The sequence below is a fragment of the Phormidesmis priestleyi BC1401 genome (assembly GCF_001650195.1).
GTDB classification, from domain to species: Bacteria; Cyanobacteriota; Cyanobacteriia; order Leptolyngbyales; family Leptolyngbyaceae; genus Phormidesmis_A; species Phormidesmis_A priestleyi_B.
Map to the genome: position 1 here is coordinate 36,732 of NZ_LXYR01000028.1, position 26,742 is coordinate 63,473.

The 26,742-nt window shown below is 49.8% G+C and carries 20 protein-coding genes, 1 other RNA gene, 1 pseudogene and 1 riboswitch; of the genes and pseudogenes, 13 read left to right on the top strand and 9 right to left on the bottom strand.

The features are described 5' to 3' along the window. The first annotated feature begins 171 nt into the window (after positions 1–171). The 8 genes from A8707_RS15260 to A8707_RS15295 all read left to right on the top strand — a co-directional run bounded on the left by A8707_RS15260 (position 172) and on the right by A8707_RS15295 (position 7,288). The gene (locus tag A8707_RS15260; protein ID WP_068818109.1) at positions 172–909 is read left to right on the top strand and encodes a cobalamin biosynthesis protein; all 738 of its coding nucleotides are present in this window, start codon (positions 172–174) and stop codon (positions 907–909) included. 23 nt (positions 910–932) lie between these two features. Beyond that, positions 933–1,469: a pentapeptide repeat-containing protein gene (locus A8707_RS15265; RefSeq protein WP_068818110.1), complete on the top strand. Its 537-nt coding sequence runs from the start codon at positions 933–935 to the stop codon at positions 1,467–1,469. 91 nt (positions 1,470–1,560) lie between these two features. Then, the gene (locus tag A8707_RS15270) at positions 1,561–2,133 is read left to right on the top strand and encodes a pentapeptide repeat-containing protein (RefSeq protein ID WP_068818111.1); all 573 of its coding nucleotides are present in this window, start codon (positions 1,561–1,563) and stop codon (positions 2,131–2,133) included. Continuing rightward, complete coding sequence (locus A8707_RS15275) at positions 2,130–3,260, top strand: 5-(carboxyamino)imidazole ribonucleotide synthase (RefSeq protein WP_068818112.1); 1,131 nt, start codon at positions 2,130–2,132, stop codon at positions 3,258–3,260. The genes A8707_RS15270 and A8707_RS15275 overlap by 4 nt, the downstream gene beginning before the upstream one ends. 239 nt (positions 3,261–3,499) lie before the next feature. Next, a non-coding RNA gene (gene ssrS, locus A8707_RS15280) (6S RNA) lies at positions 3,500–3,683 on the top strand. A 279-nt stretch (positions 3,684–3,962) separates the two neighbouring features. Beyond that, a complete protein-coding gene (locus A8707_RS15285) occupies positions 3,963–5,246 on the top strand; it encodes a M16 family metallopeptidase (protein ID WP_068818113.1) in 1,284 nt (427 codons plus the stop codon). A 37-nt stretch (positions 5,247–5,283) separates the two neighbouring features. Beyond that, positions 5,284–6,573 (top strand): M16 family metallopeptidase, encoded by a 1,290-nt coding sequence (locus tag A8707_RS15290; RefSeq protein WP_231948095.1) that lies wholly within the window; start codon positions 5,284–5,286, stop codon positions 6,571–6,573. A 379-nt stretch (positions 6,574–6,952) separates the two neighbouring features. Further along, positions 6,953–7,288, top strand: coding sequence for a DUF760 domain-containing protein (locus A8707_RS15295; protein ID WP_068818114.1), 336 nt, complete (start codon positions 6,953–6,955; stop codon positions 7,286–7,288). 15 nt (positions 7,289–7,303) lie between these two features. Here A8707_RS15295 and A8707_RS15300 read toward each other — a convergent pair whose 3' ends face one another. Beyond that, positions 7,304–8,500, bottom strand: a complete 1,197-nt coding sequence (locus tag A8707_RS15300) for an HhoA/HhoB/HtrA family serine endopeptidase (RefSeq protein ID WP_068818115.1) — start codon at positions 8,498–8,500, stop codon at positions 7,304–7,306. Between the two features lie 178 nt (positions 8,501–8,678). Further along, a riboswitch (cobalamin riboswitch) is annotated at positions 8,679–8,845 on the top strand. A 62-nt stretch (positions 8,846–8,907) separates the two neighbouring features. On the opposite strand from A8707_RS15300, the gene A8707_RS26925 reads away from it, so the two are divergent. Beyond that, complete coding sequence (locus tag A8707_RS26925) at positions 8,908–9,099, top strand: CbtB-domain containing protein (protein WP_074382514.1); 192 nt, start codon at positions 8,908–8,910, stop codon at positions 9,097–9,099. 35 nt (positions 9,100–9,134) lie between these two features. After that, the gene (locus tag A8707_RS15305; RefSeq protein WP_068818116.1) at positions 9,135–10,358 is read left to right on the top strand and encodes a hypothetical protein; all 1,224 of its coding nucleotides are present in this window, start codon (positions 9,135–9,137) and stop codon (positions 10,356–10,358) included. 205 nt (positions 10,359–10,563) lie between these two features. Here the strand turns inward: A8707_RS15305 and A8707_RS15310 are convergent, their stop codons facing one another. The 4 genes from A8707_RS15310 to A8707_RS15325 form a co-directional block, all read right to left on the bottom strand. After that, a complete protein-coding gene (locus A8707_RS15310; protein WP_068818117.1) occupies positions 10,564–13,704 on the bottom strand; it encodes an efflux RND transporter permease subunit in 3,141 nt (1,046 codons plus the stop codon). 58 nt (positions 13,705–13,762) lie between these two features. Then, on the bottom strand, positions 13,763–16,993 hold the full coding sequence (locus A8707_RS15315) for an efflux RND transporter permease subunit (protein WP_068818118.1): 3,231 nt from the start codon (positions 16,991–16,993) through the stop codon (positions 13,763–13,765). 3 nt (positions 16,994–16,996) lie between these two features. After that, positions 16,997–18,667 carry an efflux RND transporter periplasmic adaptor subunit gene (locus tag A8707_RS15320; RefSeq protein WP_068818119.1) on the bottom strand — a complete coding sequence of 557 codons (1,671 nt, stop codon included), beginning with the start codon at positions 18,665–18,667 and terminating at the stop codon, positions 16,997–16,999. A 76-nt stretch (positions 18,668–18,743) separates the two neighbouring features. Then, the gene (locus A8707_RS15325) at positions 18,744–19,124 is read right to left on the bottom strand and encodes a hypothetical protein (RefSeq protein ID WP_068818120.1); all 381 of its coding nucleotides are present in this window, start codon (positions 19,122–19,124) and stop codon (positions 18,744–18,746) included. A gap of 609 nt (positions 19,125–19,733) precedes the next feature. On the opposite strand from A8707_RS15325, the gene A8707_RS15330 reads away from it, so the two are divergent. Both A8707_RS15330 and A8707_RS15335 read left to right on the top strand, forming a co-directional pair. After that, entirely contained in the window at positions 19,734–20,936 is a 1,203-nt protein-coding gene (locus A8707_RS15330; RefSeq protein ID WP_082906376.1) for a sensor histidine kinase, read from the top strand. After that, entirely contained in the window at positions 20,933–21,604 is a 672-nt protein-coding gene (locus tag A8707_RS15335; protein WP_068818122.1) for a response regulator transcription factor, read from the top strand. The genes A8707_RS15330 and A8707_RS15335 overlap by 4 nt, the downstream gene beginning before the upstream one ends. Before the next feature lie 104 nt (positions 21,605–21,708). On the opposite strand, the gene A8707_RS15340 is transcribed toward A8707_RS15335, so the two are convergent. The 4 genes from A8707_RS15340 to A8707_RS15355 form a co-directional block, all read right to left on the bottom strand. Further along, positions 21,709–22,446, bottom strand: a complete 738-nt coding sequence (locus A8707_RS15340; protein WP_068818123.1) for a glutathione peroxidase — start codon at positions 22,444–22,446, stop codon at positions 21,709–21,711. 267 nt (positions 22,447–22,713) lie between these two features. Then, on the bottom strand, positions 22,714–23,670 hold the full coding sequence (locus A8707_RS15345) for an FTR1 family iron permease (RefSeq protein ID WP_068818124.1): 957 nt from the start codon (positions 23,668–23,670) through the stop codon (positions 22,714–22,716). Positions 23,671–23,747: 77 nt separating this feature from the next. After that, entirely contained in the window at positions 23,748–24,767 is a 1,020-nt protein-coding gene (locus A8707_RS15350; RefSeq protein ID WP_068818125.1) for a ComEA family DNA-binding protein, read from the bottom strand. A 166-nt stretch (positions 24,768–24,933) separates the two neighbouring features. Continuing rightward, positions 24,934–25,941: a multicopper oxidase domain-containing protein gene (locus A8707_RS15355; protein WP_068818126.1), complete on the bottom strand. Its 1,008-nt coding sequence runs from the start codon at positions 25,939–25,941 to the stop codon at positions 24,934–24,936. 280 nt (positions 25,942–26,221) lie between these two features. Between A8707_RS15355 and A8707_RS15360 the strand changes: the two are divergent. Then, a pseudogene (locus A8707_RS15360) lies at positions 26,222–26,742 on the top strand (IS701 family transposase); the annotation flags it as partial.

Here is a 26,742-nt window from a genome sequence, read left to right on the forward strand (position 1 = left end):
AATCCTCGATCTTTAGCGATCGCTAGATTAGAAATAACTCGGCTGTGACAAAATGCCTTATTTCTCTATTCTGAAGGTTCTAGTGATTTCAGGAACTTCAACAAATTGTTGCATTTATTACTCAAGTCACGGATATCGATCGTCCTTAACGGCGGCTTGGAGGTGGATTAAATGCGATCGTTCGACCTGATTGATTTAGGGATTCCACTAGGGTGGCGGCGCGGAGGTGGAGATTGGGTAGGGGTGCGTGCGGCGCTCGATCGTCGAGATGCCATCCAGATCATTCAAGAAGCCGGATCAACGAGATGGCAATCTCTTCTGCCTGCTGATTCTTCGATTTATATAGGCTTTCCTGACTACACGGCGACGACACGAGAAACGACTCCCGAACCCAAAGCGCGGATTTGGATCAGCCCGATTCAAAGACGGTTTGCGCCCGCATCGGCATTGCCTAAAGTGCAGTGGCATCCTAGAGTGCTTTGGGTGGGGATCGGCTGCCAGCGAGGAACGCCGGAGTCATTGATCGAACACGCAATTCAAAAAACGCTGCGATCGCATCATCTCGCCGAAGCCGCGATCGCTGGAATTGCCACGATCGATCACAAAGCCGACGAAGCGGGACTCGTGAAATTTTGCGACGATCGCCGTCTTCCTTTACGATTCTTTTCTGCTGAAGATTTGAATGCTGTCACCGTCCCAAATCCGTCAGCCGTTGCTAAGGTTGGGACGTTTAGCGTTGCAGAAGCCGCCGCAATTTTGGCAGCTCGAACTGATCAATCGGCTGATCCGCTAAAAGATTCGATTCGGGTTGCCAAAACAATCGTTCGCATCGAAGGACAGCCCGGATCGGTGACGGTGGCGATCGCCCAAGCCGATCGAGAATATACCGACGACCTTAAACTAATATAAGGACGTTCTCTCAAACCCGAATTATGACTCGCAAACCTTCGGTATTTTCTAAAACGCTGTCTAGAGTCATCTCCTTTCTGCTAGTCGGTTTGGTGTGGTTTAGTGGCGCACTTCCTGCCCAGGCAGCAGCGTCTGCGGCAGCGAGTGGCAAATCACTCGACTACTCAAACGAGGGATTAGCCGAAAAAGACTTTTCGGGCGCAAACCTTCGCTCAGAAGAATTTCCGGGCGCTGATCTCAATCAAGCCAATTTCACAAACGCCAATTTAGAAGGAGCCGTTTTCAGCACCTCGACGCTCAAAGGCACAAACTTTCAGGGCGCAAATATGAACCAGGTGATGATGGATCAAGTCCGGTTGTCTAACGTGAATCTTAGCGATGCAGTGCTGACAGACGCGATGCTGCTGCGGACTGTGTTTCAAAATGTGACCGTCACAGGAGCCGATTTTAGTGGTGCAATCTTAAGCGGTCTTCAGGTAAAAGAGCTTTGTAAAGTCGCCACCGGAAGCAATTCTAAAACAGGTGCAGACACGCGAGAATCGCTAGGATGCAAGTCGTAGGGTTTTTTCTAAACCGTGTGTTGACCCAGATCTGGAACGTTCCTAAGTACGATAAGCTGACAACTATCTGTAACTGAGAGAATTCTGTCTTATGTTTTTTTGGCGATCGGCTGCATGGTTACTGGCTTTGATTGTGTGCAGTCATCCCTTTCCGGCTCAGGCGTTAGACTATCCTCCCCCGCTTTCGTTTAGCAACGCTGAGCTGTCTCGAAAAGATTTTTCAGGGCAGAATTTGCGATCGGCAGAATTCTCGAACACCAATCTCGAAAGCACGAATTTTGCCCATGCAGAAATGCAGGGAATTGTCTTGAGCGCGTCGGTGTTGACCAAGACAAACCTGCACGGAGCCAATCTGACCAACGCCTTAATCGATCAGATTAAATTCACAGAGGCAGATTTGAGTGACGCGATCTTGACCGAAGCGATTCTGCTGCGATCGACCTTCGATCGAGTCACCATTACCGGGGCAGACTTTAGCAATGCGATTCTAGACCGCGCTCAGGTTAAAGAACTGTGTGAAATCGCCCAAGGCGTGAATTCTAAAACGGGTGTTGCTACAAAAGAGTCTTTAGGCTGTGGGCAACAGTCACGCTCGATCGATGGCGTTTTATCGATGTTTCCAAGATTGTTTTCGCCGTTTGCCTCTCGCGGAGCCGTGCAATGAATCGAGTCGGCATCATTGGCGGCGGACAGCTTGCCTGGATGATGGCAGACGCAGCCAAAAAGTTGAGCGTCGAACTAATCATTCAAACCCCGTCTCAAACCGATCCGGCAGTTGCGATCGCCACTCAAACCATTCTCGCGCCAATCGACGATGCTGACTCAACGGCTCACCTCGCGGCGTGTTGCGATGTCATCACCTTTGAAAACGAGTTCGTCGATTTAGATGCCCTCTCTCACTTAGAGAAGCAGGGCGTTTGCTTTCGTCCTAGTTTAAGTGCGCTCAAACCACTATTAGATAAATATGATCAGCGCTGCTATTTGCGCGATCGTCATCTTCCGGTGCCTAAATTCTTTGCATTAGAAGCAGGTTCTTCGACCCGAACGGCTGAGTTTCCGATCGTCCTTAAAACTCGTCGTCACGGCTATGACGGACAAGGAACTTTTATTCTCAAAACGGCTGAGGAACTTGCAGCCATTCTCAAAACTCTAAATGACCAGCCTCTATTAGTTGAAGAATTCGTCCCGTTTGATCGAGAACTTGCGGTCATGGCAGCCCGATCGCTCACGGGCGAAATCGTCGTTTATCCCGTCGTTGAAACTCAGCAAGAAAATCAGGTCTGTCATCGCGTCATTGCCCCTGCCGATCTGCCCGCTTCTATCACTGTGGAAGTGGAGACGATCGCCCGCATCCTGTTAGAAAGTCTGCAAGTCGTCGGCATCTTTGGAATCGAGCTATTTCTCACTCATGAAGGCAAAGTTTTGGTGAACGAAATTGCGCCTCGAACCCATAATTCGGGACACTATACGATCGATGCCTGCGTCACTTCTCAATTTGAGCAGCAGCTTCGGGCATTGTGTCGCTTGCCTTTGGGCAGTCCGGCTTTGACCTGCGATGGGGCAGTGATGGTCAATCTTCTCGGCTACGAATCCTCTGAGAGCGACTATTTAGACAAGCGGCAACAACTCGCTAAAATTCCTGGTGCCTTCGTGCATTGGTACAGTAAGACCGAATCGCGTCTAGGACGCAAGCTAGGTCACGTCACGGTTTTGCTAGAAGACTCCTCTAATTTGCGTCAGCGAGCGATCGAGATCGGTCACACGATCGAGTCCATCTGGTACGAAACCTAGAAAAACGAGCCTCTCAATTCCAGCGATCGCCTGAGCAACCCATAGAGAATTAAGAGACTCGGCTTTCACGATCGACCACTTTCTTTAAGACTGCCTGAAATCCAGGCTTCAGGAACTCTCGGCACAAGATAACTAATCGCACAGGTTGGTTTCTAGGGTTAGAGAAAGACGATCGCCCAGCGACTCGTTAAATTGGCTGTTTGCTACCCATTCATTCCTCCAGCCACTACAATGAAGGAAGTTCACTGCGGCGTTGGTGACTGCCAATAATGTTTTATGATCTTGCTTTTCAATAAGGGAATCTAATTACGTCTGGCAGCAGTAGACCGGGCTTGTACCCGGAAACTTTAAGTCCGACGATCGACTCCCACCTGGTCTCGCACCAGGTCAAAAACTGAGGTAAAACGGCGTTGCGGTGAACTTCTATCGAATGGCTTCCCTTGCTAAGTTAGCGGGGAATTTTTGTTGAAAGCTTTCAGCTAAATCTTAGAAGTATTGATGTGATAATTTTATAACATCTGATACCTATCTTTATTTGACGTGTGTGAGAGCCGCTTAACTCTTTAGCTAATTGGTCTAGAATACAGAAGTCGAAGTGTCAGCAAATTGACAATTTGTGTTCTTTTTTCTATTAAGAAATAGCACAGCAGAGTCAGCATTATTTTTATTGAGTTAAACAATCCATTGGGTCGAAACTGAATCTTGAACTTAAATCAGTTATCACGGTCTGCCATCGTTCCCTTTCCAGCCAAGATCCTCAAGCTAGAGAGTGGGTTGACGTTCATTCATCAACAGGTTCCTGCTACTGGAGTTGCAGCAGTTGATGTGTGGGTCAAAGCGGGTGCGATCGTTGAGCCTGATGAGTGGTCAGGCATGGCGCACTTTTTAGAACACATGATTTTTAAGGGCACAGATCGGCTTCCTCCGGGCAGCTTTGACAAAGTGATTGAAAATCGGGGTGGTGTGACCAACGCCGCAACCAGTTATGACTATGCCCACTTTTTCATGACGACAGCCTCTCAATATCTCGGTGACACTCTGCCCTATTTGGGAGAATTGCTGTTAAATGCGGCAATTCCTGATGATGAGTTCGATCGAGAGCGCGATGTTGTCCTCGAAGAAATTCGGCAATCTCACGACGATCCAGACTGCATCGCATTTCAGGCACTGGCTGAGAGTGTCTATCAACGTCATCCTTATGGACGACCGATTTTAGGCACCGAAGACAGTTTAATGCCGCGATCGCCCGACGAAATGCGTCGCTTCCATCGCGCTCACTATCAGCCCCACAATATGACCGTGGTGATTGTCGGAGATGTCGATCACGATGATGCGGTGAAGTGGGTTGAGCGATCGTTCCCCGCGTTCCCGGCTCCGAGCATCTGTCCGCGTTCAGAGCCAGAAGCCGAACCGCCGATCGTGGGCATTCGTCGCCAAGAGCTGCGGCTGCCTCGCCTCGAACAGGCTCGACTGATGATGGCGTGGCTGGCTCCGGGAATGGATGACGACCCTCTGCAAAACGCCTATGGATTGGATCTAATCTCGGTGCTGTTGGCAGAAAGTCAATCGGCTCGACTTGTGCAAGAACTGCGGGAAGATCGGCAACTCGTGCAGGCAGTCGGCAGCAGCTTTTCAATGCAGCGAGAATCGAGTCTGTTTACCATCACCGCGTGGCTAGAACCAGAAAATATCGAGCGAGTGGAAGCGCTGATTTGCGATCGCCTCTCAGCATTGACGACGACTCTCGTTAGTGAAGTCGAACTAGCGCGCAGCAAACGCCTTCTGTGCAACGATTACGCCTTCTCGACCGAAACGCCGGGTCAACTGGCGGGGCTTTATGGCTACTATCACACGATCGCCCAGGCAGAACTATCTGTCAACTATCCTCAGCGCATCCAAGCCTTTAGTGCTGAAGATCTGCGAAACTTGGCGAGTCAATATCTTTCGCCCTATCACTATGCGGCGATCGTCATGAAGCCGCTCTGAAAAGATTCTGCCCTACCCCTGTTAAGGACTCCTTCTCGTGACTTCTAATACCATCCAAAATCGTCAGATTCACCGTACCGTTTTAAAGAATGGCATCGTGGTTCTGGTGGTTGAAAATCCTTCGGCTGACATCGTTGCAGCGCGTCTCTTCATTCGAGCAGGAAGTCGATGGGAGCCTTCGCACCAGGCAGGGTTATCGCATCTGGTTTCTGCCGTTTTGCCTAAAGGAACTGAGCGTTTTTCGTCTCTAGACATTGCCGAGCGCGTCGAGTCAGTGGGGGCAGGTCTCGGTACAGATTCGGCTTCTGACTACTTTTTGTTGAGCTTAAAAACCGTCTCGGCTGACTTTCCAGAGATTCTGGCGCTGGCAGGTGAGGTGCTGCGATCGCCCACCTTCCCCGAAGATGAAGTCGAGTTAGAACGTCGTCTGACGCTGCAAGCAATTCGCTCTCAGCAAGAACAGCCCTTTACTGTGGCGCTTGATGGTCTTCGCTCTGCCATGTATGGGCAGCATCCCTACGCCTTTTCGGGGTTGGGCACCGCAGAAACGGTCGCTCAGTTGTCTCGGCACGATTTACAGCACTATCATCAAACCTATTTCCGCCCTGACAATCTGGTGATTAGTGTGGCGGGTCGAATTGCTCCAGACGAAGCAGTGGCTCAAATCGAGAACGTTTTGGGCGATTGGCAAGCTCCGTCAGATCCTCTGCTGACTTTAAACTTGGCTGCGATTTCGTCAAATCCCCACAGGGTAATCAAGACTCAAGAGACGCAGCAGTCGATCGTGATGTTGGGCTATCTGGCTCCGTCGGTCAACACCAACGCTTTTGATTTATCGGACTACACGGCGCTGAAGTTGCTCAACACCTACCTCGGCAACGGGCTTTCTAGTCGTCTCTTTGTTGAACTGCGAGAAAAGCGAGGACTTGCTTATGAAGTGTCTGCTTTCTATCCAACGCGGCTAGATGCATCGCAGTTCGTCGTATATATGGGCACGGCTCCCGAAAATACCACGATCGCTCTAGACGGTCTGCAAACTGAAGTCGATCGACTCCGATCGACCCCACTTAACCCTGAAGAATTGCAATCGTCTCAAAACAAAATGCTGGGGCAATATGCGTTAGGCAAGCAAACCAACTCTCAGCTTGCTCAAATTTTTGGCTGGTATGAAACGATCGGGCTAGGAGTCGAGTTTGACACGCGCTTTCAGCAAGAAGTCGCGGCGGTGACTTCAGAAATGGCTCAAGCAGCAGCAACCCGTTGCTTTGTTGAACCTTACGTCTCTGTTTTGGGTCCTGCCGCTGCGATCGATCTCTTAGGTCAGTAGACAGACGCAATCAAAGTCAACTTGTGGGGATGGGTTTCGGCTCCGCTCAACCCGCTGGAAATTCTAGTGTTGGGCGTTGAGCAGAGCCGAAACCCGTCTGACCGTGGATTCCATCTGCTTACTTAAAAACAGGCGTTGCTGAATGCAGGTATGAGTTGCCCTCCTCACGAAGTGGGGCAAAGCCCTCGCCAACCCTTCTCCCCAAGGAGAAGGGAGCTAAAGATCCCCTCTCCTCTTGGGAGAGGGCTAGGGTGAGGGTCAATCCGGAAATTCACACATCAATTCAGCAACGCCTAAAAACAAACCTCTCTCTAAAAGGAGGTAGGTACACCTCAGACAAGAAGTGTCAGAATAGTGCAATCAATATCTATTCAACTCTATGGTGTTCAATTCTGACGGCGCAAATTTCCTCCAAACTGACGACGAGGCGGCTGATGTTGATGCACTGCTTAACTATCTTCAGCATCAGCCGCCAGAAGTCTTAGACCGAGTGGCTCGATCGGTCAGCCCCAGAGTCAAGCAGATTATTTCTCACAACGTTCAGGGGTTGCTAGGAGCTTTACCCTCCGAAGGGTTTGGAGTTAAGATTGCCACCGATCGAGAGAGCTTAGCCGGGTTGCTAGGGTCTGCGATGCTGACGGGCTACTTTTTGCGGCAGATGGAGCAACGTATGGAGCTAGAAGACCTATCAGAAATCCAAGAAGAAATCGAGTAGGCAGTCTTGATGCTGCTATTGGTCAGCACGATTAGTCGGAAACGCGCCGGGACGTACACGAATCGTCTTAGGCTGATTGCCACGAATGACTTCAACTTCTAGCGGAGTGCCGATCGAGCTAGATTCTACTTGAGCTTGCACATCAGAAGCGGTCTTGACCTGAGCGCCGTTGATTTTCTGAATCACATCTCCCTGCTGCATTCCACCCTGAGCGGCAGGAGAATTGTCTAACACCCGTGCAACATAGACCCCTCGATCTTGACTGACGTTAACCTGAGTTCCCTGGTCTTTATTGATCTCATCTCTGATTGTTGGAGTCAAATCAACCATCTGAATTCCTAAGAACGGATGCTCAACTCGACCTTTGCTAAATAGCTGCTCAACGACTCGTCTCGCGGTCTCGATCGGAATGGCAAACCCCAACCCCTGAGCATCTGCCCGAATTGCGGTGTTGATGCCGATCACCTCTCCGCGATCGTTCAACAATGGTCCGCCAGAGTTGCCCGGATTGATTGCCGCATCGGTTTGAATAAAGCTGACCCGCTTATCAGGCACGCCTACTTGAGAACTGGAGCGATCGAGCGCGCTAATAATGCCTGCTGTCACGGTGTTATCGAGTCCAAACGGGTTGCCAATGGCGATCGCCCACTGACCCGGCAGCAACGTCGAAGAGTTTCCCAACTGCACGCTCGGCAGATTGCTGGCGTTGATTTTCACGGCTGCAACATCTGTCACCGGATCGATCCCCACCACTTTCCCTTCAAAGGTGCGCCCATCTTTGAGCTTGACCTCAACGGTGTCTGACCCCGAAACCACATGAGCGTTCGTGACGAGACGACCATCGGCGCTGACAATAAACCCTGACCCCGTACCCCGTTCGACTCGATCTTCAGGGGCAGGAAGTTGGTCGCCAAAAAACCGCTTAAATAAGGGGTTGCGTAAAGCATCAGGACCCTGACTGTTGACTCGTCGGGCAGAGTCAATTCTGACGACAGCAGGTCCAACTTTTTCGACGGCAGCCGCAATGAAGTTTGAGTTGTTGGTCGCGCTATCTGAGACGGCGATCTTGGTCGATTGATTGGCAAAAAGGGGCAACCCAGACGGCGAACTGCTGCTGAGTCGATCGTTGTAGTGACTGCTAATCAGGGCAGCACCTCCCCCAATTGCTAATAGTGAAGTGCCGATCGCCAATTGCTTAAAGGAGAGAACCATAAAACTCGATCGCTCTGTATCGCCCTACTTTAACCTTAATCTGATTGAAGCGGTTGCCAGCTTGCCTTAAGGATTCCTAAACACAAGAATGCCCAGCATAGCTCGCGGCTCAAGCACAGCAGCGCTTAAAGAATAATCAAGGCTTCATATCCATTGCTAGTTCTGCCTTAAAGTGAGATAGTTTGAATGCCCGATCGGTTCTGATGAAGACCAGTCATTAGAAGTAAAGGGGAAAGTTTGGTGTGAGTCCAACGCTGTCCCGCAACTGTCATTCAAGAATGGGTTGAGAGTGCTCAAAACCCAGCTTGAGGAGCCAGGATGCCCGCCGATCCGCGCAAAGCGCAATGCAAGAATTGCGCCTATCAACCCGAACGGATTCCGTTCTTAATTCATCTGCGAGGTACAGAATGATTACTCGATCGACTGCTTCTATTCAGCAACAGGCGGTTCGCTTCACGCTATCCACGCCTGTGCAAGCCACACTTTACATTTCACTCTGCGCTCTTATTCTGTGGACTATTTACTTCACCACCTATCCGGCTGTGCATGACAAAGTGCATTCCCTCCGTCACCACACACTGACGGTTTCTTGTCACTAGAGACGACAGCCCAAACCTAACAGAGTGAAGTAGAAATGCCCAAATTGAAGATTTCTGTACTCATCAGCGTGATTTGCTTGATGAGTATGATTGTTTATGGAGCGGTAGGATTTTCCCAAACTCCTCAGCCTACTGTGCGACTGACAGCCGATCCGGCGATCTCTTCGAGTAACCCGCAAGGGGTCGCTCAACTTGTCCCTTTTGAAGCAGAGGCAACGACTTACCAGCCTCCTGCTCGTCTGACTCTTCAGGCTATGGACGCATCGGGTCAACCTTTAGAAAACGCCCACATTCATTTACAGATTTTCACACCGTCTAAAACGCCCTGGTTCACCACAGATTTTCCGATCGTGGAAGGAACCACGTTACTGGAGATAGATGCAGTGGCTCCTAAGGGCGAGTTAACTCTTCAGCAGGTGTTTCCCATCAGAGGCACTTATCGGCTGTTGGCAAAGGTCACTCCGCAAACGGCGAATGCTTTTGCACCGTTTGAGCAGACTTTAACCCTTTCAATTCCTGAAAACTGGGTGAAGTATCAGAATTTTGCTGTTTTAGTCGCTATTTTATTAGCGGTGGGAATCGGTGGGGGTTGGATCATCGGAGGACGGCAACCCATTCAACCGGGAGAAATCGCGCCGCAGCCAGTCCGATTATTGCTCAGTGGAGCGATCGGGGTTGCGATCGTCGCGCTGCTGGTCATCAACGTTAGCGCAGAGATGGCGCAGTCGGGAATGTCAATGCCGATGTCGCATATGAGCAAAGCGGCTCCTTCAGCAGACCAGCCAAGCCGAATCCAGTCTCAGGGGCTAGATGTGCGGCTCTCAGGCGATACTAACGCCACGGTGGGCAAACTGGCTCAGTTTCAAGTGACCGCGATCGACCTCAACACTAACCAGTCCGTTCAAGATCTGATCTTGAATCTTAAAGCCACGCAGCTCGAAAACAACTGGGTTGCTTTTGCTTATCAAGGCGTTTCTGATGCAGCAGGAACCCTGACCTGGCAGCAGCAATTCTTCGACGGTGCTCCTCACAAAATCGAAGTAGAAGTTGCGCCTGCACCAAACTCAAACCGAACGTTTCAGCCGTTTGCAGTGGCACAGACGATCGAGGTTGAAGGAGTCGCGCCCCCGCTCTTGGTTCGCTTGATCAGTTTGAGCTATCTCGTCGGTGTGGTTGGGGCTGGGTTAGCGTTGGGGTTGATGCGACGACAGCGTACTCGACTTGCAAGGCATCAGACCGCACACTCTGTCAGGATCTAAGCGACTGCATTTAGTCGATCGCCGTTTGAATAGACCTCTTGCATGAATCCTTTGCCCTCACCCTAGCCCTCTCCCTAAGGAGAGGGGACAAGAGGTTCTAGCTCCCTTCTCCCTGGGGAGGAGGGCTATCCAGATTCACGTAGGAGGTCTAATAAGCGGGCAGTGAGTCTAGCAGTCGCAGTGGCAACTGCCCAGCCGATGACGTTTAGTTTCCGCGTGAAGGTCTAGCTTTTGGGCGGTAAAAGAATCGAGGCAGCTTTAGCTGCGAATGCCCAAGCCGTTTTCGCAATGCCTCTAGGTAGGTGTAAAACACAGGTGTGAGATACAGCGTCAACACTTGCGAAAACAGCAGCCCACCCACGATCGCGATTCCTAACGGACGGCGCGATTCTGAACCCGCCCCAACCCCCAGGGCGATCGGCAATGTTCCGACTAAGGCTGCCATTGTCGTCATCATGATCGGACGGAATCGCACTACGCACGCTTCGTAAATCGCATCGTAGGGAAGTTTGCCTTCATTGCGCTGTTTGTCGATCGCAAAGTCCACCAGCATAATGCCGTTTTTCTTCACGATGCCGACTAACAAAATGATGCCGATAAACGAATAGAGATTTAGCTCGACTTGAAAGATCAGCAGCGTCAATAATGCCCCAAACCCGGCAGATGGAAGCCCCGAAAGAATCGTGAGCGGATGAATAAAGTCCTCGTATAAAATACCCAGAATGAGATAGATCACCACGATCGACACCAACAACAGCCAGCCTAAATCATTAAATGACTGTTGAAATACTTGAGTTGAGCCTTGAAAACTGGCAGTGACTGTAGGTGGCAAAACGTCTTGGGCTACTTTCTGAATGGCTTCGGTCGCTTGGCTGAGTGACATACCTTGAAGGGTATCAAACGAGATCGTCGCCGAAGGCAACCCTGACAGGTGATTAACCGTTAGCGGACTCACCCCTTGAGTAATTGTCGCGACAGCGTTAAGCGGAATCGTTTGCCCTTTGCTCGATTGGATATACAGCATCGATAGCGCACTTGGATCGGTTTGGAATTCTGGCTTCAGTTCTGAAATCACATAGAACTGATTGTTAGGCGTATAAATGGTTGAAATCTGCCCAGAACCATATGCCGCGCCGAGTGTGCTGCCAATTTGTTGAGCGGTGATGCCAAAGGTTGCTGCTTTATCGTGATCGACTTGCACTTGCACTTGCGGGGTGCTGAGTTGCAAATCGCTATCAACGCCGCGCAGCCCAGGAATGGTTTTAACTTTGGCAAGCAGAAGCGGAATCGATTGTCGCAGTGCTTGTAGATCTAGGCTCTGCAACGTGAACTGATAGGTAGAGTTAGTTTGTTGTCCGCCGATCGGAATGGCAGAGGGCGATCGCAAAAAGGCTTGAATGCCCGGAACTCGCCGCAGCTTAGGCGTGAGTTCTTGAATAATCTCGTCTGCACTCAGTTGGCGCTGTCCTCGTGGCTTTAGTCGAATCGTGACGCGCCCACTATTGACCGAGGCGTTAGGACCGCTCGCGCCCACTGTTGAATTGATTGCATCAATATTAGGATCTTGGCGGATGATATCGACGATCGCCTGTTGGTGACGCAGCATATCGCTAAATGAAATATCTTGAGCCGTTTTTGTGTTGCCCATCAGTTGTCCGGTGTCTTCAGTTGGAATGAAGCCCTTTGGAACCAGGGTGAATAGATAAACAGTCATCGCTAAGATGATCACAGACACGATCAGCGTCAAAAATCGAAATTTTAACACGGGTTTGAGCGTCCACTCATAGGCGCTCAACAATGCGTTAAATGCACCTTCTGAAAGGCGATAAAGACGATTTTGTGAATGGTTATGCTGTGTTGTTAGGAATCGACTGCACAACATGGGCGTTAGACTTAGTGAAACAAAGCCTGAAACCAAAATTGCAATACTAATCGTAATCGCAAACTCATGGAACAAACGACCGATTAAGCCTCCCATAAACATAATCGGAATGAACACGGCTACCAGCGAGAGCGTCATCGATAAAATGGTAAAGCCGATTTCTCGTGATCCGTTAAGAGCCGCTTCATGAGGCGTTTCACCCATTTCTTGATGTCGCACAATATTTTCTAGCACCACGATCGCGTCATCGACTACAAAGCCGACCGAAAGCGTTAACGCCATCAGCGATAAGTTGTCGAGCGAGTAGCCTAATAAATACATGGCGGCAAACGTGCCGATAATCGCGATCGGTAACGCCAAGCTGGGAATGATGGTCGCGGGTAGATTTCGCAAAAAGACAAAAATCACGAGAATCACCAGCCCGATCGACAGCACCAGCGTAAATTTGACATCGTTGACAGAAGCGCGGATCGATTGAGATCGATCGTATAGAACACCCATCTCGATCGCAGGTGGAATTTGCGATTGCAGGGTCGGCATGAGTTGCTTAATTTCATCGACAATATTGACAGTGTTGGCACCCGGCTGTGGTTGCACTGCTAGGACGATCGACGGTTGATTAGCGATATTCTGGTCGTAAAAGCGATTGGTAACTTTGTTGTTTTGCACATCATCGGTTACGGTTGCCACATCTCCTAACCGAACGGCTGCACCATTTTTGTAGGAAATGATTAGCGATCGATACCCTGCTGCATCGGTGAGTTGTCCGTTTGCTTGAATCAAATAGCGTTTATCAGGACCCGACAAACTTCCGGTTGGTAGCTCAACATTTCCCTGCTGAACCGCCGTTTTGACTTGATTTAGCCCCATGCCTCGCGTCGCCAATTCGCGCGGGTCAAGCTGAATGCGCACCGCATATTGCTTCTGACCATAAACCGAGACTTGCGCCACTCCGCTGATCATCGAAATCGGCTCAGCGATCGTGATTTCAGCCGCTTCGTCTACTGCCGCGATCGGGAGTGTTTTTGAGTAGAGATACAGGAACAAAATTGGAGAGACTGAGGGATTGACTTTGCGGTAAGTGGGCGGACGTGGCATTCCGGCGGGCAACTGCCCTGCGGCGGCAGCGATCGCGGCTTGCACGTCTTTGGCAGCATCCGTCACCTTGCGGCTAAAGTCGAACTGTAAGGAGATGTTTGTACTCCCCGTAGAACTCGTCGAGTTGAATGAATTCAGCCCCGCAATCTCGGTAAACTGCCGCTCTAACGGTGCTGCAACCGATGATGCCATCGTTTCTGGTGTTGCCCCCGGCAGACTCGCAGATACGTTGACAAACGGATAGTCTACGTTGGGAAGCGCACTAATCGGCAACAGCACATAGCTCATGAGACCGAAGATCACAATTCCCAGCATCACCAGGGTTGTCATCACCGGACGGCGAATAAAGAGTTCTGAAAGGTTCATCAGGGGCACTTTCCCAGAAAGGTTGCGGGTCTAAAAAAACGTTCAAACTGAGGAGAAACTACGATCGACTTCCGCCCAGTGAGAGGACACGAGCAAACTTCGTGTGGGCGATCTTCTTGCGCCATGCTTCCATGTAGATGTAGAACACAGGCGTTATATACAGCGTCAAGATCTGCGAGAAAATTAGACCTCCAACCACCGCAATTCCTAGTGGGCGACGAGACTCAGAGCCCGCACCGAATCCGATCGCGATCGGTAACGTACCCATCAGTGCCGCCATTGTGGTCATCATAATCGGACGAAAGCGCACCAAACAGGCTTGATAAATCGCCTCAGATGGTTTTTTGGCTTCGTCGCGCTGTGACTCGATCGCAAAGTCCACCATCATGATGCCGTTTTTCTTCACAATGCCGACCAGCAGCATAATGCCAATAAACGAGTAGACGTTGAGTTCAACATGAAAGATCAGCAGCGTTAGCAATGCCCCAAATCCCGCCGATGGCAATCCTGAAAGAATCGTAATCGGATGAATAAAATCCTCGTATAAAATACCCAGAATTAGATAGATGACGAGAATTGCAATTAACAGCAATAGCAATAGATCGGGTAATGAACTCTGGAATACCTGGCTTGCCCCTTGAAAGCTCGTTGTAACGCTAACCGGAATGACACTTTGAATCAGATTCTCAATTTCCTGATTTGCCTCACCTAACGACGCACCAGGCGTAAGATTATAGGAAATAGTTGCCGCACTCAGACGACCAACATGATTTATCATCAGTGGCGCAACGCCAGTAGAAATCGTGGCAAACGTGCTGAGGGGAACTGCCTGAACGCTGGAACTGCTGGTAGTCTTAGCTCCTGTTGCAGTCGTACCATTGTTGCTCGTGTTATTGGTCGTTTCACCCAGATTGCTTGAATTATTAGCAGATGTACCCGAACTGCCATTCGCATTCACATAAAGCTGCAACAGTGCATTTGGCTCTTGCTGATACTGCGGTTCGAGTTCTAGAATCACCTGATACTGATTGCTTGCTGCATAGATTGTCGAGACTTGATATCCTCCATAAGCATTTCTCAGCGTGTTTTCAATCTGTTGAGCAGTAATGCCCAACGCTGAAGCTTTATCTCGATCGATGTTCAGCCTTACTTGTGATGTTGTTTGCAAATCGCTGTTGACATCTTGAATTTGCGGCAAATTCTTCATTTTGTCCACGAGCTGCGGCACATATTGCTGCAAGGGTTGAACATCGCTGCTTTGCAGCCCTAGTTGATAGAGACCTGTAGACTGCTGAGTGCCGATCGGAATCGCAGGCGGATTTTGTAAAAATACCTGAATGCCCGGAATAGCAGCAAGTTTCGGGCGTAGAGCTTGCACAATCTCATCCGCGTTTAAATGACGCTGATCGCGGGGTTTGAGTCGAATAAACAAGCTGCCTGTATTGCTTGGCGTTCCGCCACCACTGCCCGTTGCACTCGCACCGCCGCCAATGTTTGAGTTGACTGCATCCACGTTTGGATCTTGACGAATCACGTTCACTACTTCTTGCTGATGTTTTACCAACGCGTCAAATGAAGCATCTTGTGCCGCTTGCGTCACGCCCGTGATTTTTCCGGTATCTTCACTAGGAATAAAGCCTTTTGGAATCACCACCAGCAAGGCAACGGTGACAAAGAACATCGCAATGGACAAAATCATAGTGGTGCGATGAAACTTTAAGGCTTGCTTCAGGCTCCACTCATATTGGGCTAAAAACCAGTCGAATACTCGTTCAGACGCGCGATACAGCCGACTTTGACGTGAGTGATTTATTGGACGCAGAAATCGACTACACAACATCGGTGTAAGCGTCAACGAAACGAAACCAGATACCAGAATTGAAACCGCGATCGTCACCGCAAATTCATGAAATAGTCGCCCCAATAACCCACTCATGAAAAGCATGGGGATGAATACGGCGACCAACGAAAGCGTCATCGATAAAATGGTGAAACTGATCTCGCGTGAGCCATTGAGCGCGGCTTCAAGAGGCGCTTCACCCATTTCTAGATGCCGCACAATATTTTCGAGCATGACGATCGCATCATCGACTACAAATCCGACTGAAAGCGTCAGCGCCATCAGCGATAAGTTATCTAACGAGAAATGAAGCTGCTGCATTACGGCAAAGGTGCCGATTAGCGAAACAGGTAGCGCCAAACTGGGAATAACGGTTGCAGGCAGATTGCGTAGAAATAAGAAAATGACTAAGACAACCAGCGCGATCGTCAGCATCAGCGTAAATCGCACATCATTGACAGAATCTCGAATCGCTTGAGACGCATCATAAAGAATACCAACTTCAACCGATTTGGGAATCTGATCTCCCAGCTTTGGTAATAGTTTTTTAATCGTATCGACCACCTGGACGGTATTGGTTCCCGGTTGACGTTGAATGCTGAGAATAATAGCGCGAGTATCATTGTACCAACTCGCGATATTATCATTTTCAACGCTGTCGATAATGCGACCGAGTTGCTGAAGATAAACTGGAGAGCCATCTTTGTAAGCAACAATCAACGATTTGTAAGCGGCTGCGTCCTCAAGCTGCCCGTTTGTTTGCACGGTATAGCTTTTATTTGTACCCGAAAGGCTACCAGTCGGTAAGTTGACGTTGCCCTGCTGAATCGCCGTTTGCACTTGATCGAGTCCGAGTTGCCGAGTCGCTAACTGCTGCGGGTCAAGCTGAATTCGAGCCGCATATTTTTGCGAACCATACACTTGCACCTGTGCCACGCCACCGATCGTAGACAGCTTTTGCGCCACATAGGTCTCAGCGTAGTTGTCTACTTCAGACAAAGGCAGCGTCGGAGACTTGAGATACAGGTATAAAATCGGCTGATCTGCGGGATTGACTTTGCTATAGGTCGGCGGATTTGGTAGATCATTGGGAATTTGACCTGATGATGATGAAATGGCTGCTTCGACATCTTGCGCCGCGTCATCAATGTTGCGGCTAAGGTCGAATTGCAGCGTGATTTGCGTCGAGCCAAGCGTGCTGGTTGAGTTGAGCGTATCAACCCCGGCAATACTCGAAAATTGCTTTTCTAGCGGACGGGCAACCGATGCTGCCATCGTTTCAGGGCTTGCACCGGGGCGAGACGCTGTGATTTGAATCGTGGGATAATCTACGCTTGGCAAGTCACTGATTGGCAGCAAACGGTAACTCATAACGCCGAAGATCAAGATTCCTACCATCACGAGCGTCGTCATGATCGGGCGGCGAATAAACAGTTGTGAGAGATTCATAAATTAGTTATCTCCTGCACGCTGCGACCCATTGCCTGGTTTGGGTTGTCTACTCGATCGGGGTGCATTCCCCGCATTTGGAGCATCCCCGGCATTTGGAGCATTCCCGGAGGCGGGCTTTGCAGTCTTGCGGTTGGGCTGAGAATTGTTGCCGCTCATATCACCCGGTGCAGTTCCGTTACCGCCGTTGCCCTGCTCTGAAGCGGTCTTCACTCGAACTTGACTCCCATCCACTAGGTTCGCTTGTCCATCCGTAACGACCTGATCGCCTGGCTGCACTCCTTTTTGAATCACGTCGAGTCCGTCGATCGTGCTACTCGCTACAACCGGAACATTGTCTACTGTGTTGTCATCAGGGTTGAAGACAAACACAAACTGACCATTTGGACCATTTTGAACCGCTTGCGATGGAACAACAGTAGCATTCGGCTCTTGAGTCAGCGTCAGCGTCGTGTTCACAAATTGCCCCGGAAAGAGTCTGGCATCTGCATTATCAAAGTCACCAATCAGTTGAATTGTTCCCGTATTCGTATCGACCGTGTTATTTACAAACGAGAGCAACCCCTGAATTGGAGTATTATTGCCCGCAAACGTGACCGATACTTTCAGCTTGCCGTTATCCATGTGCTTTTGCACGTCCGGCAAATTCGATTCGGGCACCGAGAATGCAACCTGAATTGGGTGAATTTTGGCGATCGTCACCAGCGGATTTGAGCCACCCGCCTGTACGACATTTCCTTCCGTCACCAAAATATTACCCGCCCGCCCGTCGATCGGCGCATAAATTTTGGTATACGACGATTCCACCCGCACGCTGTTCAACGCGCCACTGTCAGCGCTCACGCCTGCCTGAGCGTTTTCGATCGCGGCTTGATCACCTAGCACCACTGCCTGAGCATTTTTGATTGCCACTTCATCACTTCTCACAACGGCTTGAGCGTTGGAGATCGCTTCTTGATCAACCTGTAGCGTTGCTGCAATTGATCGGCTGTTGGTTGCATATTGCTGCGCCTGATCCTGACTAATGGCTCCTTGCTTATAGAGATTTTCGTAGCGTTGACTCTGTGCTTGAGCAAACTGTGCTTGTGCCTGATCCTTTGCCAGGGTAGCGATCGCCTGTTTGACAGCCCCTTGGTCTTTGGCAAGGGTGGCTCTAGCTTGTTCAACAAGTCCTTGGTCTTTGGCAAGGGTGGCTCTAGCTTGCTGCACTTGCGCCTGACTTTTGGCTACGGTTCCCTGCGCTTGCTGAATCGAGGCAGTCTGAGAGCGATCGTCGAGCGTAAACAGCAGCTGCCCTTTATGCACCTCTTGCCCCTTCTGGAAGAATACGCCCGTAATCCGTCCACTCGCTTGCGGCGTGACCGACACCGTTGAATTAGCCTGCACATTGCCGATCGCCTTCAGTTGCACAGGAACCGTCCTCTGGCTCACAGCCGCGACCATCACAGGGGTGACTTGCTGTCTGGCATTGCGTCCGGCTGGTTTATCGGGTTTTGCAGCCATCGATCGCAGTCCCAAAAATCCCAATCCGCCCAGCAACAGCACGCCGCCCAGAAATAACCCAATCCGGCGCTTTGATAGAACGGCTGGCGTTGTTTCGCTGCTCTCGATCGGTTCATCCGACCCTCCGATCGGAGCGTCGTTCGGCTTTTTATTGTGACCTTCGTTGACCATAAAATCCTCTATGTTTGCCGAAAGCGGGGCATAAATGTCTCAGACGCGGACTGAAACCTGCTGCAATAGATAAGTGTTAGCTCTTTTGAGATCCTTGCTGACGAGGATACGCAGCCTTAAGAATGTCCTGAATTTTGGCTTTTTGCTCGGCTGTAAGATTTACTTCTCTCAGCGCTTGCCGCATTTTTTCACCACTCTGCACTTTAGTTTGAAACTGCTGCGCCTGCTCTTGCGTTAAAACGGCTAGAACTTGTTTGCGAACTGCCTCACGTTTTTGTGCCCGGTCTGCTTTTTGGGTCTGATCGGGCGCAGACGGACTACTCGATTGCGCTGAATTTGCTGGACTTACCGTTGAATTAGATTGCGGCGTTTGAGCAGAATTGGATTGACCACAAGCAGACAGCCCCATCATTAGTGCGCCGATTAGAAATGTGGCTGCGATCGGTTGCTTTTTCATGAGATTCACCAGGTTCCAAATCCGATTTTACTTACAAATCTTAAAGGGTGAACCCAATTGACGCATGACACCAGGCTCCTAACTTGACCCGTCAAAACCTACTTGAATGTTGTGACTTTTTTCCTAGTCTGAATAGTTGAATGTAGTTAGATTGGCTCTACTGAGACGAGAAACAAGTCTGCTAAACCATTACAGAGACCTGGAATAAGTAGACCTTTTGCAAAAGTCCCTGCCCTCACCCTAAATCCCTCTCCCAAATGTGGGAGAGGGACTTTGAAATCTGGCTCCCCTTCTCCCAAGCTTGAGAGAAGGGATTGGGGAATGAGAGCATCTTCGGACTTTTGCAAAAAGTTTAATGACCTCGACGATCGCACCTCGATTCACCCGCATCTCCCAAACTCTCGTATCTTAAAGACTAGAGAGATCAATCATCCTCTGCTGATAGGAGAAGGTTGGGGTGAATTTAATCCACGGTTCTAAGTGTGCTTCTAGCCGCTATTGCGCGCTCACCCAAAGGGGGCTACTGTGTTGTTTGACTCCTTCACTCCCTCCAAAATTAGGTCAGCGTCTTTCGATGCCCCGCTCCATCTTTTGATGGGAAAGAGTTCTATGATCCGCTTGACCTACCCATCGTTTCGTCTACTGCTGTACCTAGAATGGCTGCTGCTAGGAACGTCGGTTGTGATGGAAGTGCTGCATTTGTATCGCTCGCCTTCGTCGCTGCTGCTGCGCCTGATCGCGATCGCAATTTTTGGTCTACTTGGGCTGCGGTTACCAACGGTTCGGCTTCGCTCAAAGATTCTATTTACGGCGCTAGAGTTTGGCTTAATTCTGCTCCCCGTGGTTCAAGAAGGGTTGTCGAGCCGCTCCAATTTTCTATTATTTCTGGTGCTGCTGTTACGCAGTTGCTTGATATTTGGGCAGATAGGGCAGGTGATTGTTCTAGTTTTAGCGATGCTTTCTTATGGGTCGCTTTTGCTGTTAAGACCGATCGTGCCCGAAAAATTTGTTTCAATGGTTTGGGAATCGCGGGTCAGCAATGTGTTGTTGTTTAGCCTGACGTTAGTATTTGCTTTGCTGTTAATCAATGCGTTAATTGCTGAACGCCAAAGCCGAGAGCAGCTAGAAACGACTCATGATCAGTTAGCGACTACGCTTGAACAATTGCGGCATTATGCTCTACGAGTTGAGGATCAAGCCACCTTACAAGAACGGAACCGCATCGCCCGCGAAATTCATGACGGACTCGGACACACTCTCGTAGCACAAACGATTCAAATGAACAATGCGCTATTGTTTTGGAAATCTGACGCTGACAAAGCACTGGCATTTCTCAAACAAGCAAAGCAGCTTGGATCAGACGCATTACTAGAGATTCGCAAATCTGTTTCTGTCTTGCGATCGAACCCCTTACAGGGGCGATCGCTCGAAACGGCAATCAACACGCTCCTGCAAAACTTTGAGCACATGACAGGAATCATCGTCTCTAATACGATTCACCTCCCAATGCCGCTCTCTTCAGACGTGAATACAACGCTATATCGCATTGTGCAAGAATCGCTCACAAACATCTATAAGCACGCTCAGGCGAAGCAGGTTAGTGTAGGATTGCATCAACAGGCGGGGCTAATCTATCTCTCGATTGACGACAATGGCACAGGCTTTAATCCGGCTCAAAACACGACTGGGTTTGGGCTTCAGGGAATGCGAGAACGAGCGATCGCATTGGGCGGACAGTTCACCATTGATAGTCAACCTGAAAATGGCTGCCGCGTCTCGGTTGCGTTGCCCCTTTCAAAACAACTGCCATGATTCGGATTCTGCTTGTCGATGACCAGCATATTATTCGACAGGGACTCAAGAGTATGCTGGAGTCTAATGCAGATATGCAGGTAATTGGTGAAGCCGAAAACGGACAGCGCGCGATCGAGCAAATTTCATCTTTACAGCCTGACATTGTGCTGATGGATATTCGGATGCCCGTGATGGATGGTGTCGCAGCAACAGGCGCGATCGTTCAACACTATCCCAATGTTAAAGTTTTGGTTTTAACCACGTTTGATGATGATGAGTATGTTTCGCAGGCGATGCGGCTGGGTGCAAAAGGGTATTTGCTCAAAGACACAGAACCGGATGAGCTAGCGTTAGCGATTCGTTCTGTCAATAAAGGACATACACAATTTGGTCCCGGATTATTTGAAAAAGCCCTAACGATGCCTACCTCGGCTCCAGTGACTGTTTCCCCACCCGAACTCGCGCAACTCACGCCTAGAGAATTAGAAGTTTTGCGTTTAATCGCTTCTGGCGCAAACAACCGAGAGATTGCTCAGGCACTGTTTCTATCAGAAAATACGGTGAAGAACTATGTGACCAACATATTGAGTCGGCTGAACTTGCGCGATCGTACTCAAGCGGCTCTACTCGCTCATCCGTTATTTAATCTAATGCAGATGCCTAGAGGAAAGGATCAGGGGCACTAGGGCGTGTTTAAAAACTCTCTCGCTGCGATTGTGCCAGCCCAAACTTCAGTTCAGGGAGGAACAGCAGCGAAGTAGAGTTTTAAAGTTGGGGAATTCTATCAGAATTACGACGCTATGCCAAAATAGTCAGCTAACGCATCAGATCCGCCAATTAGTTTGCCATCAATAAATACCTGAGGGGCAGTGACGGCTCCGGTGACAGCGCGCAGTGTGCGGAGGTTAGCATCGCGACCCAAGACGATTTCTTCATAATCCATGCCGTGGTCGGTCAGCATTCCTTTGGCACGGGCGCAGAAGGGGCATCCCACTTTCACAAACAGAGACACGACTTTGGGCTTTTCAGCTTGTGCGTTGATGTAGTCAAGCATCGTTTCGGCATCTGATACCTTAAACGGGTCGCCGGGTTCTTCTGGCTCGATAAACATCTTCTCGATTACCCCGTTTTTTACCAACATTGAATAGCGCCACGATCGCTTGCCAAAGCCCAGATCTGTCTTTTCTACCAACATTCCCATCCCTTCACTAAACTCCCCGTTGCCATCGGGGATGAGCGTCAGGTTGTCGGCTTCTTGGCTTTTTGCCCACTCATTCATCACAAAGGTATCGTTAACTGAGACGCAAAGGATGTCATCGACCCCATTCTCTTTAAACACTTTCGCCAACTCGTTATAGCCTGGTAAGTGAGTCGATGAGCAGGTCGGCGTAAACGCGCCCGGCAACGAAAAAACAACGACTGTTTTATCAGTGAACAGAGCATCGGTGGTGACATCGACCCAGTGGTTATGGTCGCGAGTACGAAAGGTGACATTAGGAACGCGCTGTCCTTCTCGGTTAGGCAACATACAATTAGCTCCTCGACGGTTATCAATAGAGCGTACTCGTAATGAGTATGAGTTGTCAAGGACTCGATCGTGCGAGTCAAATTTTCTGGCGTTGCTGAATCGATCGATGAAGCAGAGATTTTACCCTCACCCTATCCCTCTCCCAGAAGGAGAGGGGACAAGAGCTTCGCCCCACTTCGGGAGGAGGGCATTTCATATCTGCATTCAGCAATGCCCGGAACTGAAACCGTGCTGCATCAGTTCTCATTGTAAAAAGCGCGTTAGACATTAGTCAGTTAGCGACGATCGAGCTTTGCGGATCGGAAAGATCGCGCGACCTGCCAGACTTTGGAAGTAAATGCTGCCGATCGTGATCAAAAACACGCCATAGCCAACTGCTTGAACTAGATATAAGCGTTGGGTGTAGCCAAATAAAGCATTGAGAATGACTCCGGGAAAGCGATCGTCGGGCAAAACTTTACTGAAGTTCCACACCATCGGACCTAAAATGCAGTCACGATCTTGAGGCTTGGCAAACCGCTCTTGAAAGAAGCACAGCCCCGCAGATTTGCGATCTAACTGCGACAGCGTTTGCACCGCCGTGTCGAAGTGCCCTAATGAAGTGACGACTAAGCCTGACACAATCAGCAGCAGCAAGGCTCCCATCACCATAAAAAACAGTCGCAGATTGAGCTTAACGCCCCACTTAAACAGCAAAGCTCCAATGCCAGCCGCGACTGCAATTCCGCTCAGTGCACCCAGCGCCGGAACTAAGCCCTGCTGAAATTTTGCCGCGATAAACAGCACCGTTTCAAACCCTTCACGCAAGACCGCAAAAAAAATCAGGGCAAAAATGCCCCACCCTGCCCCGGCTCGATTGCTGAGAGCAGACCCGATCGCGCCCTCAACGTTTTTCTTCATCATGCGGGCGTTTTGCGTCATCCATACCAGCATCCAGCTTAAAAACCCGATCGCCATGACGCTGAAGACAGCCTCTAGCAGAGGTTCTATCATCGGTGAATATTGTTGATTGACGGTTCCTAAGTTTGCAATCAACCAGCCAAAAAGCTGACCAATCACAGCACTGACAAACAGACCGACCGCAACTCCGCCATAAACCCACGAGTTTAAATCGCTTTGCTTTGCTTTTTTGAGATAAGCCAGCACAATGCCGACCACCAGAGCCGCCTCAACGCCCTCTCGGAGGGTAATCACAAACGTGGGAATTGCAGAGCTAAAGTCCATAAGTGGTTGCTAAAAAGTAGTGGGTTATTGAGCGGGAGAGCGATGGTTATTTAACCTATCACCCTATTGTTGACGGATCAAGAGGATTTTGTGGTTTTTTGAGCGGTTTGCTCGATCGTTTTAATCATCTGAGAAACTTCAACCGGAGTTTTGACGGGGGCAGCCGGAGGCAACACAGACGACCAAACCTTCACAAGATCTGCCATCGTGGTTTGAATTGTTTTATTTGCCTCAGCTTTGTCTTTTGACAGTTGAGGAGAGATAGCTGTATAAAGCTCCTTAGCGTAGAGCACAAACCCGCGAGAGTCTTGATATTCAATAGGTTGAGCGATTTTACCATCGGCGATCGAGGCTCCATATTCTGAATTTGCAGTATCGAGCAACCCATTGATCACTTGCAGCACAAACTCAGGAGAGGTGCGCTGAGTCTCAGGAAGAGCCGTGATCGCGCCATCCACCGCTTGCACCGAAGTCTTAAACTCAGTGCCAACTTTATTCGCGTCTTTTGCGCCCGCTTTGACGGTATCCTGCAGCGCAATCAACGACGTTTTAAATTCTTTGATGTTGCGTTCGTTAAGCTGATCTTCGACATCGGCGTAGATTTCTTCAACGGGGTGCCCGATGTGCGGTTCAGCTTGGTCTGGCTTTTGCAGATCTAACAGTTCCTTAGCGACTAAAAGGTGTCCTTTCATCAGACCCAACTTGGTCATGTAGTCTACATCTTTAGCTTCGCCAGTAAGCTGGATGTCTTCGATCGTCACCATGTCTTTGATTTGATCAAACTGCGCCTGAGTGATGACATTTTTAGACACCAGTTCGTCAACTTTGGCGTAGGGGCGACTTGCCTGAATTCGATTTGACAGCGCCGGAACCCCTAGCTTTGCTTCAAGTTTGTCTAGCTCAGACAAAATGGCGTTGTTGATATTAATTTTGGGCTTGCCGCCTTGCATCGAAGAATGGTCTGCTGAAGAATTTGTTTGCGCCATTGGGCTAGCAGGTGCAGCGGCATTTGGGGTTGGAGCCTGGTTGCTGCATGAAATCAAAACCGACAGGCTAAATGCTGAGAAGAAGAGGGCAAAGAAACGGAAGACAGACATAGACGTGTCCAGGTGAGGTTAAAAATGACGGATCAAAAAGCTCAGTTAGAGAAAATTGACTTAATGCAAATAATTACTGTTAATCAAACGTGAGAGCTATTGTCACCCTTCATAGGAATACTTGTCAATAACTCTCGATCGAGATTTCCCTAATTTGTCTAAAAACCTATGTTTTGCTGCCGATTACGTCAAAAAATCCCATACATCCCGCTTCTGCAATGGTGTCTTGATGGGGATGGAACATGAATTTTCCAGGGTTGTGATAGCTGAATTCTAAAATGTGTCGCTCTGCTGTTCCCATCGTGATCACATCGGTTTCATAGCCCGGCTCGAGCGATCGTCCGGTCTGATTGACTCGAAACATATTGGCATGTAGATGAAACGTCGCCACCGGATCGAACTCGATCACATTCAGCACATAGAGCCGAATAAGCTGATCTTGTTGAATCGCGATCGGGTTTTTCATGTAGTAGTGAGGCAGCCCATTAAAGGCATATAGCTCATTTTTCTGATCATCGTTCACGTCATAGCCTGCCATAATCAACACCATCTCATCGGCTGGGGGGCGCGGCTGGGGAGGATCGATGATGAACATCCCATACAAGCCTTTGCCGATGTGACGCGTCACGGGGGCGACGTGGCAATGATAAAGATGCACTCCAAACGGCTTTGCGTCGAACTCGTAAATCATGACGCTGCCATTTTTAACGGGCTTGATGCCATCCATATCAGCGGGATGTTCGCCGTGAAAGTGCAGGGAGTGAGAATGTCCGGCACGATTATAAAAAACGACTCGAATCCGATCGCCCTCCGTTGCTCGAAACGTCGGACCCGGCACCCGCCCGTTGAGATTCCAGGTGATGAAGGAGTGAGCGTTGTCGAGTTGAATCGTCGAAGTTTGCGCCTCGACCCGAAATTCGCGCACGGTTCGACCATTTTCTTGAGTGACCGTGCCATAGTCAAAGTCACGCAACATCGACATCGGATTCATGCCTGATCGGTCACTGGGAGACGCAGGCACCGGAGGAATCATCACCGACGATTGCCCCCTCGCACCCAATAGACGGTTGGCAACGATCGAGGAACCTGCAGCCCCGGCACCTGCAAGAAGCCCCCACTGTAGAAGTTGGCGACGACTGAGAATTGATTTTTCTAGCCTTTTTTGGCTTGACATACGAAGGGACATTGGAGAGTAGGGACGATCGCGACTCGCTGAAGCAACTTAGTTTTGCCCAATCGAAGTGAACGATCGCCTTTAGAAGCATAGAACTTCCATCAGTTTTTAGCAAATATTCTCATTAAGGATCGTGGATTAAATCAGATCCAGATTTGCCCTCCTCACGAAGTGGGGCAAGCCCTCGCCTAACTCACATCTTGCACCAGTCTCAATAAGGAGTTGCAAAACGGCTAAAAGTCTGTAAGAAAGGGCGTAGAAATAGTTGAATAGGACGGTTATGGAAACCCTCTTGCAACACGCCCAAGGACTAGTGTACGCCCTGCTTCATCTGATGCCTAGTCCCTATCAGCACGCCAGTCTCAGTTCCCTTTTAGGACTATTTTTAGAGGCGCAAGGGCATCCGTTGCCGCAACAGTGCCAGACGAAATCTGCCAGTGCGTTGAGCCGCTTTCTGAATCACTACGAGTGGTCGACTCGATCAGTGCTGCGAACGACTCGTCACCAGGTGTTGCAGCAGATTGGATCGCATCTCCCAGGCTCTGGAAGTCCCCTCAAAGTATTGATTGACCTAACCACCTTGGAGAAGTGCGGCAAGTTTCGGCATCTGAGTGACCCGACCGAAGACGCAGCAACGCCCCATCCGTGGGTGCGAGTGCTCAACGGCAAGCGAGGACTCCACATCGTGATGCTTTACCTGGTGTTGGGGCAGTGGCGAGTGCCCTGGAGCTTCTGCATCTGGCATGGCAAGGGCACCCCGAGTCCGTCTCAACTCGCGTGTAAACTCCTCGCTCGTGTGCC

Excerpts from the sequence above, each read along its gene's own strand:
- A8707_RS15260 (WP_068818109.1), top strand. The coding sequence starts at position 172 with ATGCGATCGTTCGACCTGATTGATTTAGGGATTCCACTAGGGTGGCGG.
- A8707_RS15265 (WP_068818110.1), top strand. The coding sequence starts at position 933 with ATGACTCGCAAACCTTCGGTATTTTCTAAAACGCTGTCTAGAGTCATC.
- A8707_RS15270 (WP_068818111.1), top strand. The coding sequence starts at position 1,561 with ATGTTTTTTTGGCGATCGGCTGCATGGTTACTGGCTTTGATTGTGTGC.
- A8707_RS15275 (WP_068818112.1), top strand. The coding sequence starts at position 2,130 with ATGAATCGAGTCGGCATCATTGGCGGCGGACAGCTTGCCTGGATGATG.
- A8707_RS15295 (WP_068818114.1), top strand. The coding sequence starts at position 6,953 with ATGGTGTTCAATTCTGACGGCGCAAATTTCCTCCAAACTGACGACGAG.
- A8707_RS15300 (WP_068818115.1), bottom strand. The coding sequence starts at position 8,500 with ATGGTTCTCTCCTTTAAGCAATTGGCGATCGGCACTTCACTATTAGCA.
- A8707_RS26925 (WP_074382514.1), top strand. The coding sequence starts at position 8,908 with ATGATTACTCGATCGACTGCTTCTATTCAGCAACAGGCGGTTCGCTTC.
- A8707_RS15305 (WP_068818116.1), top strand. The coding sequence starts at position 9,135 with ATGCCCAAATTGAAGATTTCTGTACTCATCAGCGTGATTTGCTTGATG.
- A8707_RS15310 (WP_068818117.1), bottom strand. The coding sequence starts at position 13,704 with ATGAACCTTTCAGAACTCTTTATTCGCCGTCCGGTGATGACAACCCTG.
- A8707_RS15315 (WP_068818118.1), bottom strand. The coding sequence starts at position 16,993 with ATGAATCTCTCACAACTGTTTATTCGCCGCCCGATCATGACGACGCTC.
- A8707_RS15320 (WP_068818119.1), bottom strand. The coding sequence starts at position 18,667 with ATGGTCAACGAAGGTCACAATAAAAAGCCGAACGACGCTCCGATCGGA.
- A8707_RS15325 (WP_068818120.1), bottom strand. The coding sequence starts at position 19,124 with ATGAAAAAGCAACCGATCGCAGCCACATTTCTAATCGGCGCACTAATG.
- A8707_RS15330 (WP_082906376.1), top strand. The coding sequence starts at position 19,734 with ATGATCCGCTTGACCTACCCATCGTTTCGTCTACTGCTGTACCTAGAA.
- A8707_RS15335 (WP_068818122.1), top strand. The coding sequence starts at position 20,933 with ATGATTCGGATTCTGCTTGTCGATGACCAGCATATTATTCGACAGGGA.
- A8707_RS15340 (WP_068818123.1), bottom strand. The coding sequence starts at position 22,446 with ATGTTGCCTAACCGAGAAGGACAGCGCGTTCCTAATGTCACCTTTCGT.
- A8707_RS15345 (WP_068818124.1), bottom strand. The coding sequence starts at position 23,670 with ATGGACTTTAGCTCTGCAATTCCCACGTTTGTGATTACCCTCCGAGAG.
- A8707_RS15350 (WP_068818125.1), bottom strand. The coding sequence starts at position 24,767 with ATGTCTGTCTTCCGTTTCTTTGCCCTCTTCTTCTCAGCATTTAGCCTG.
- A8707_RS15355 (WP_068818126.1), bottom strand. The coding sequence starts at position 25,941 with ATGTCAAGCCAAAAAAGGCTAGAAAAATCAATTCTCAGTCGTCGCCAA.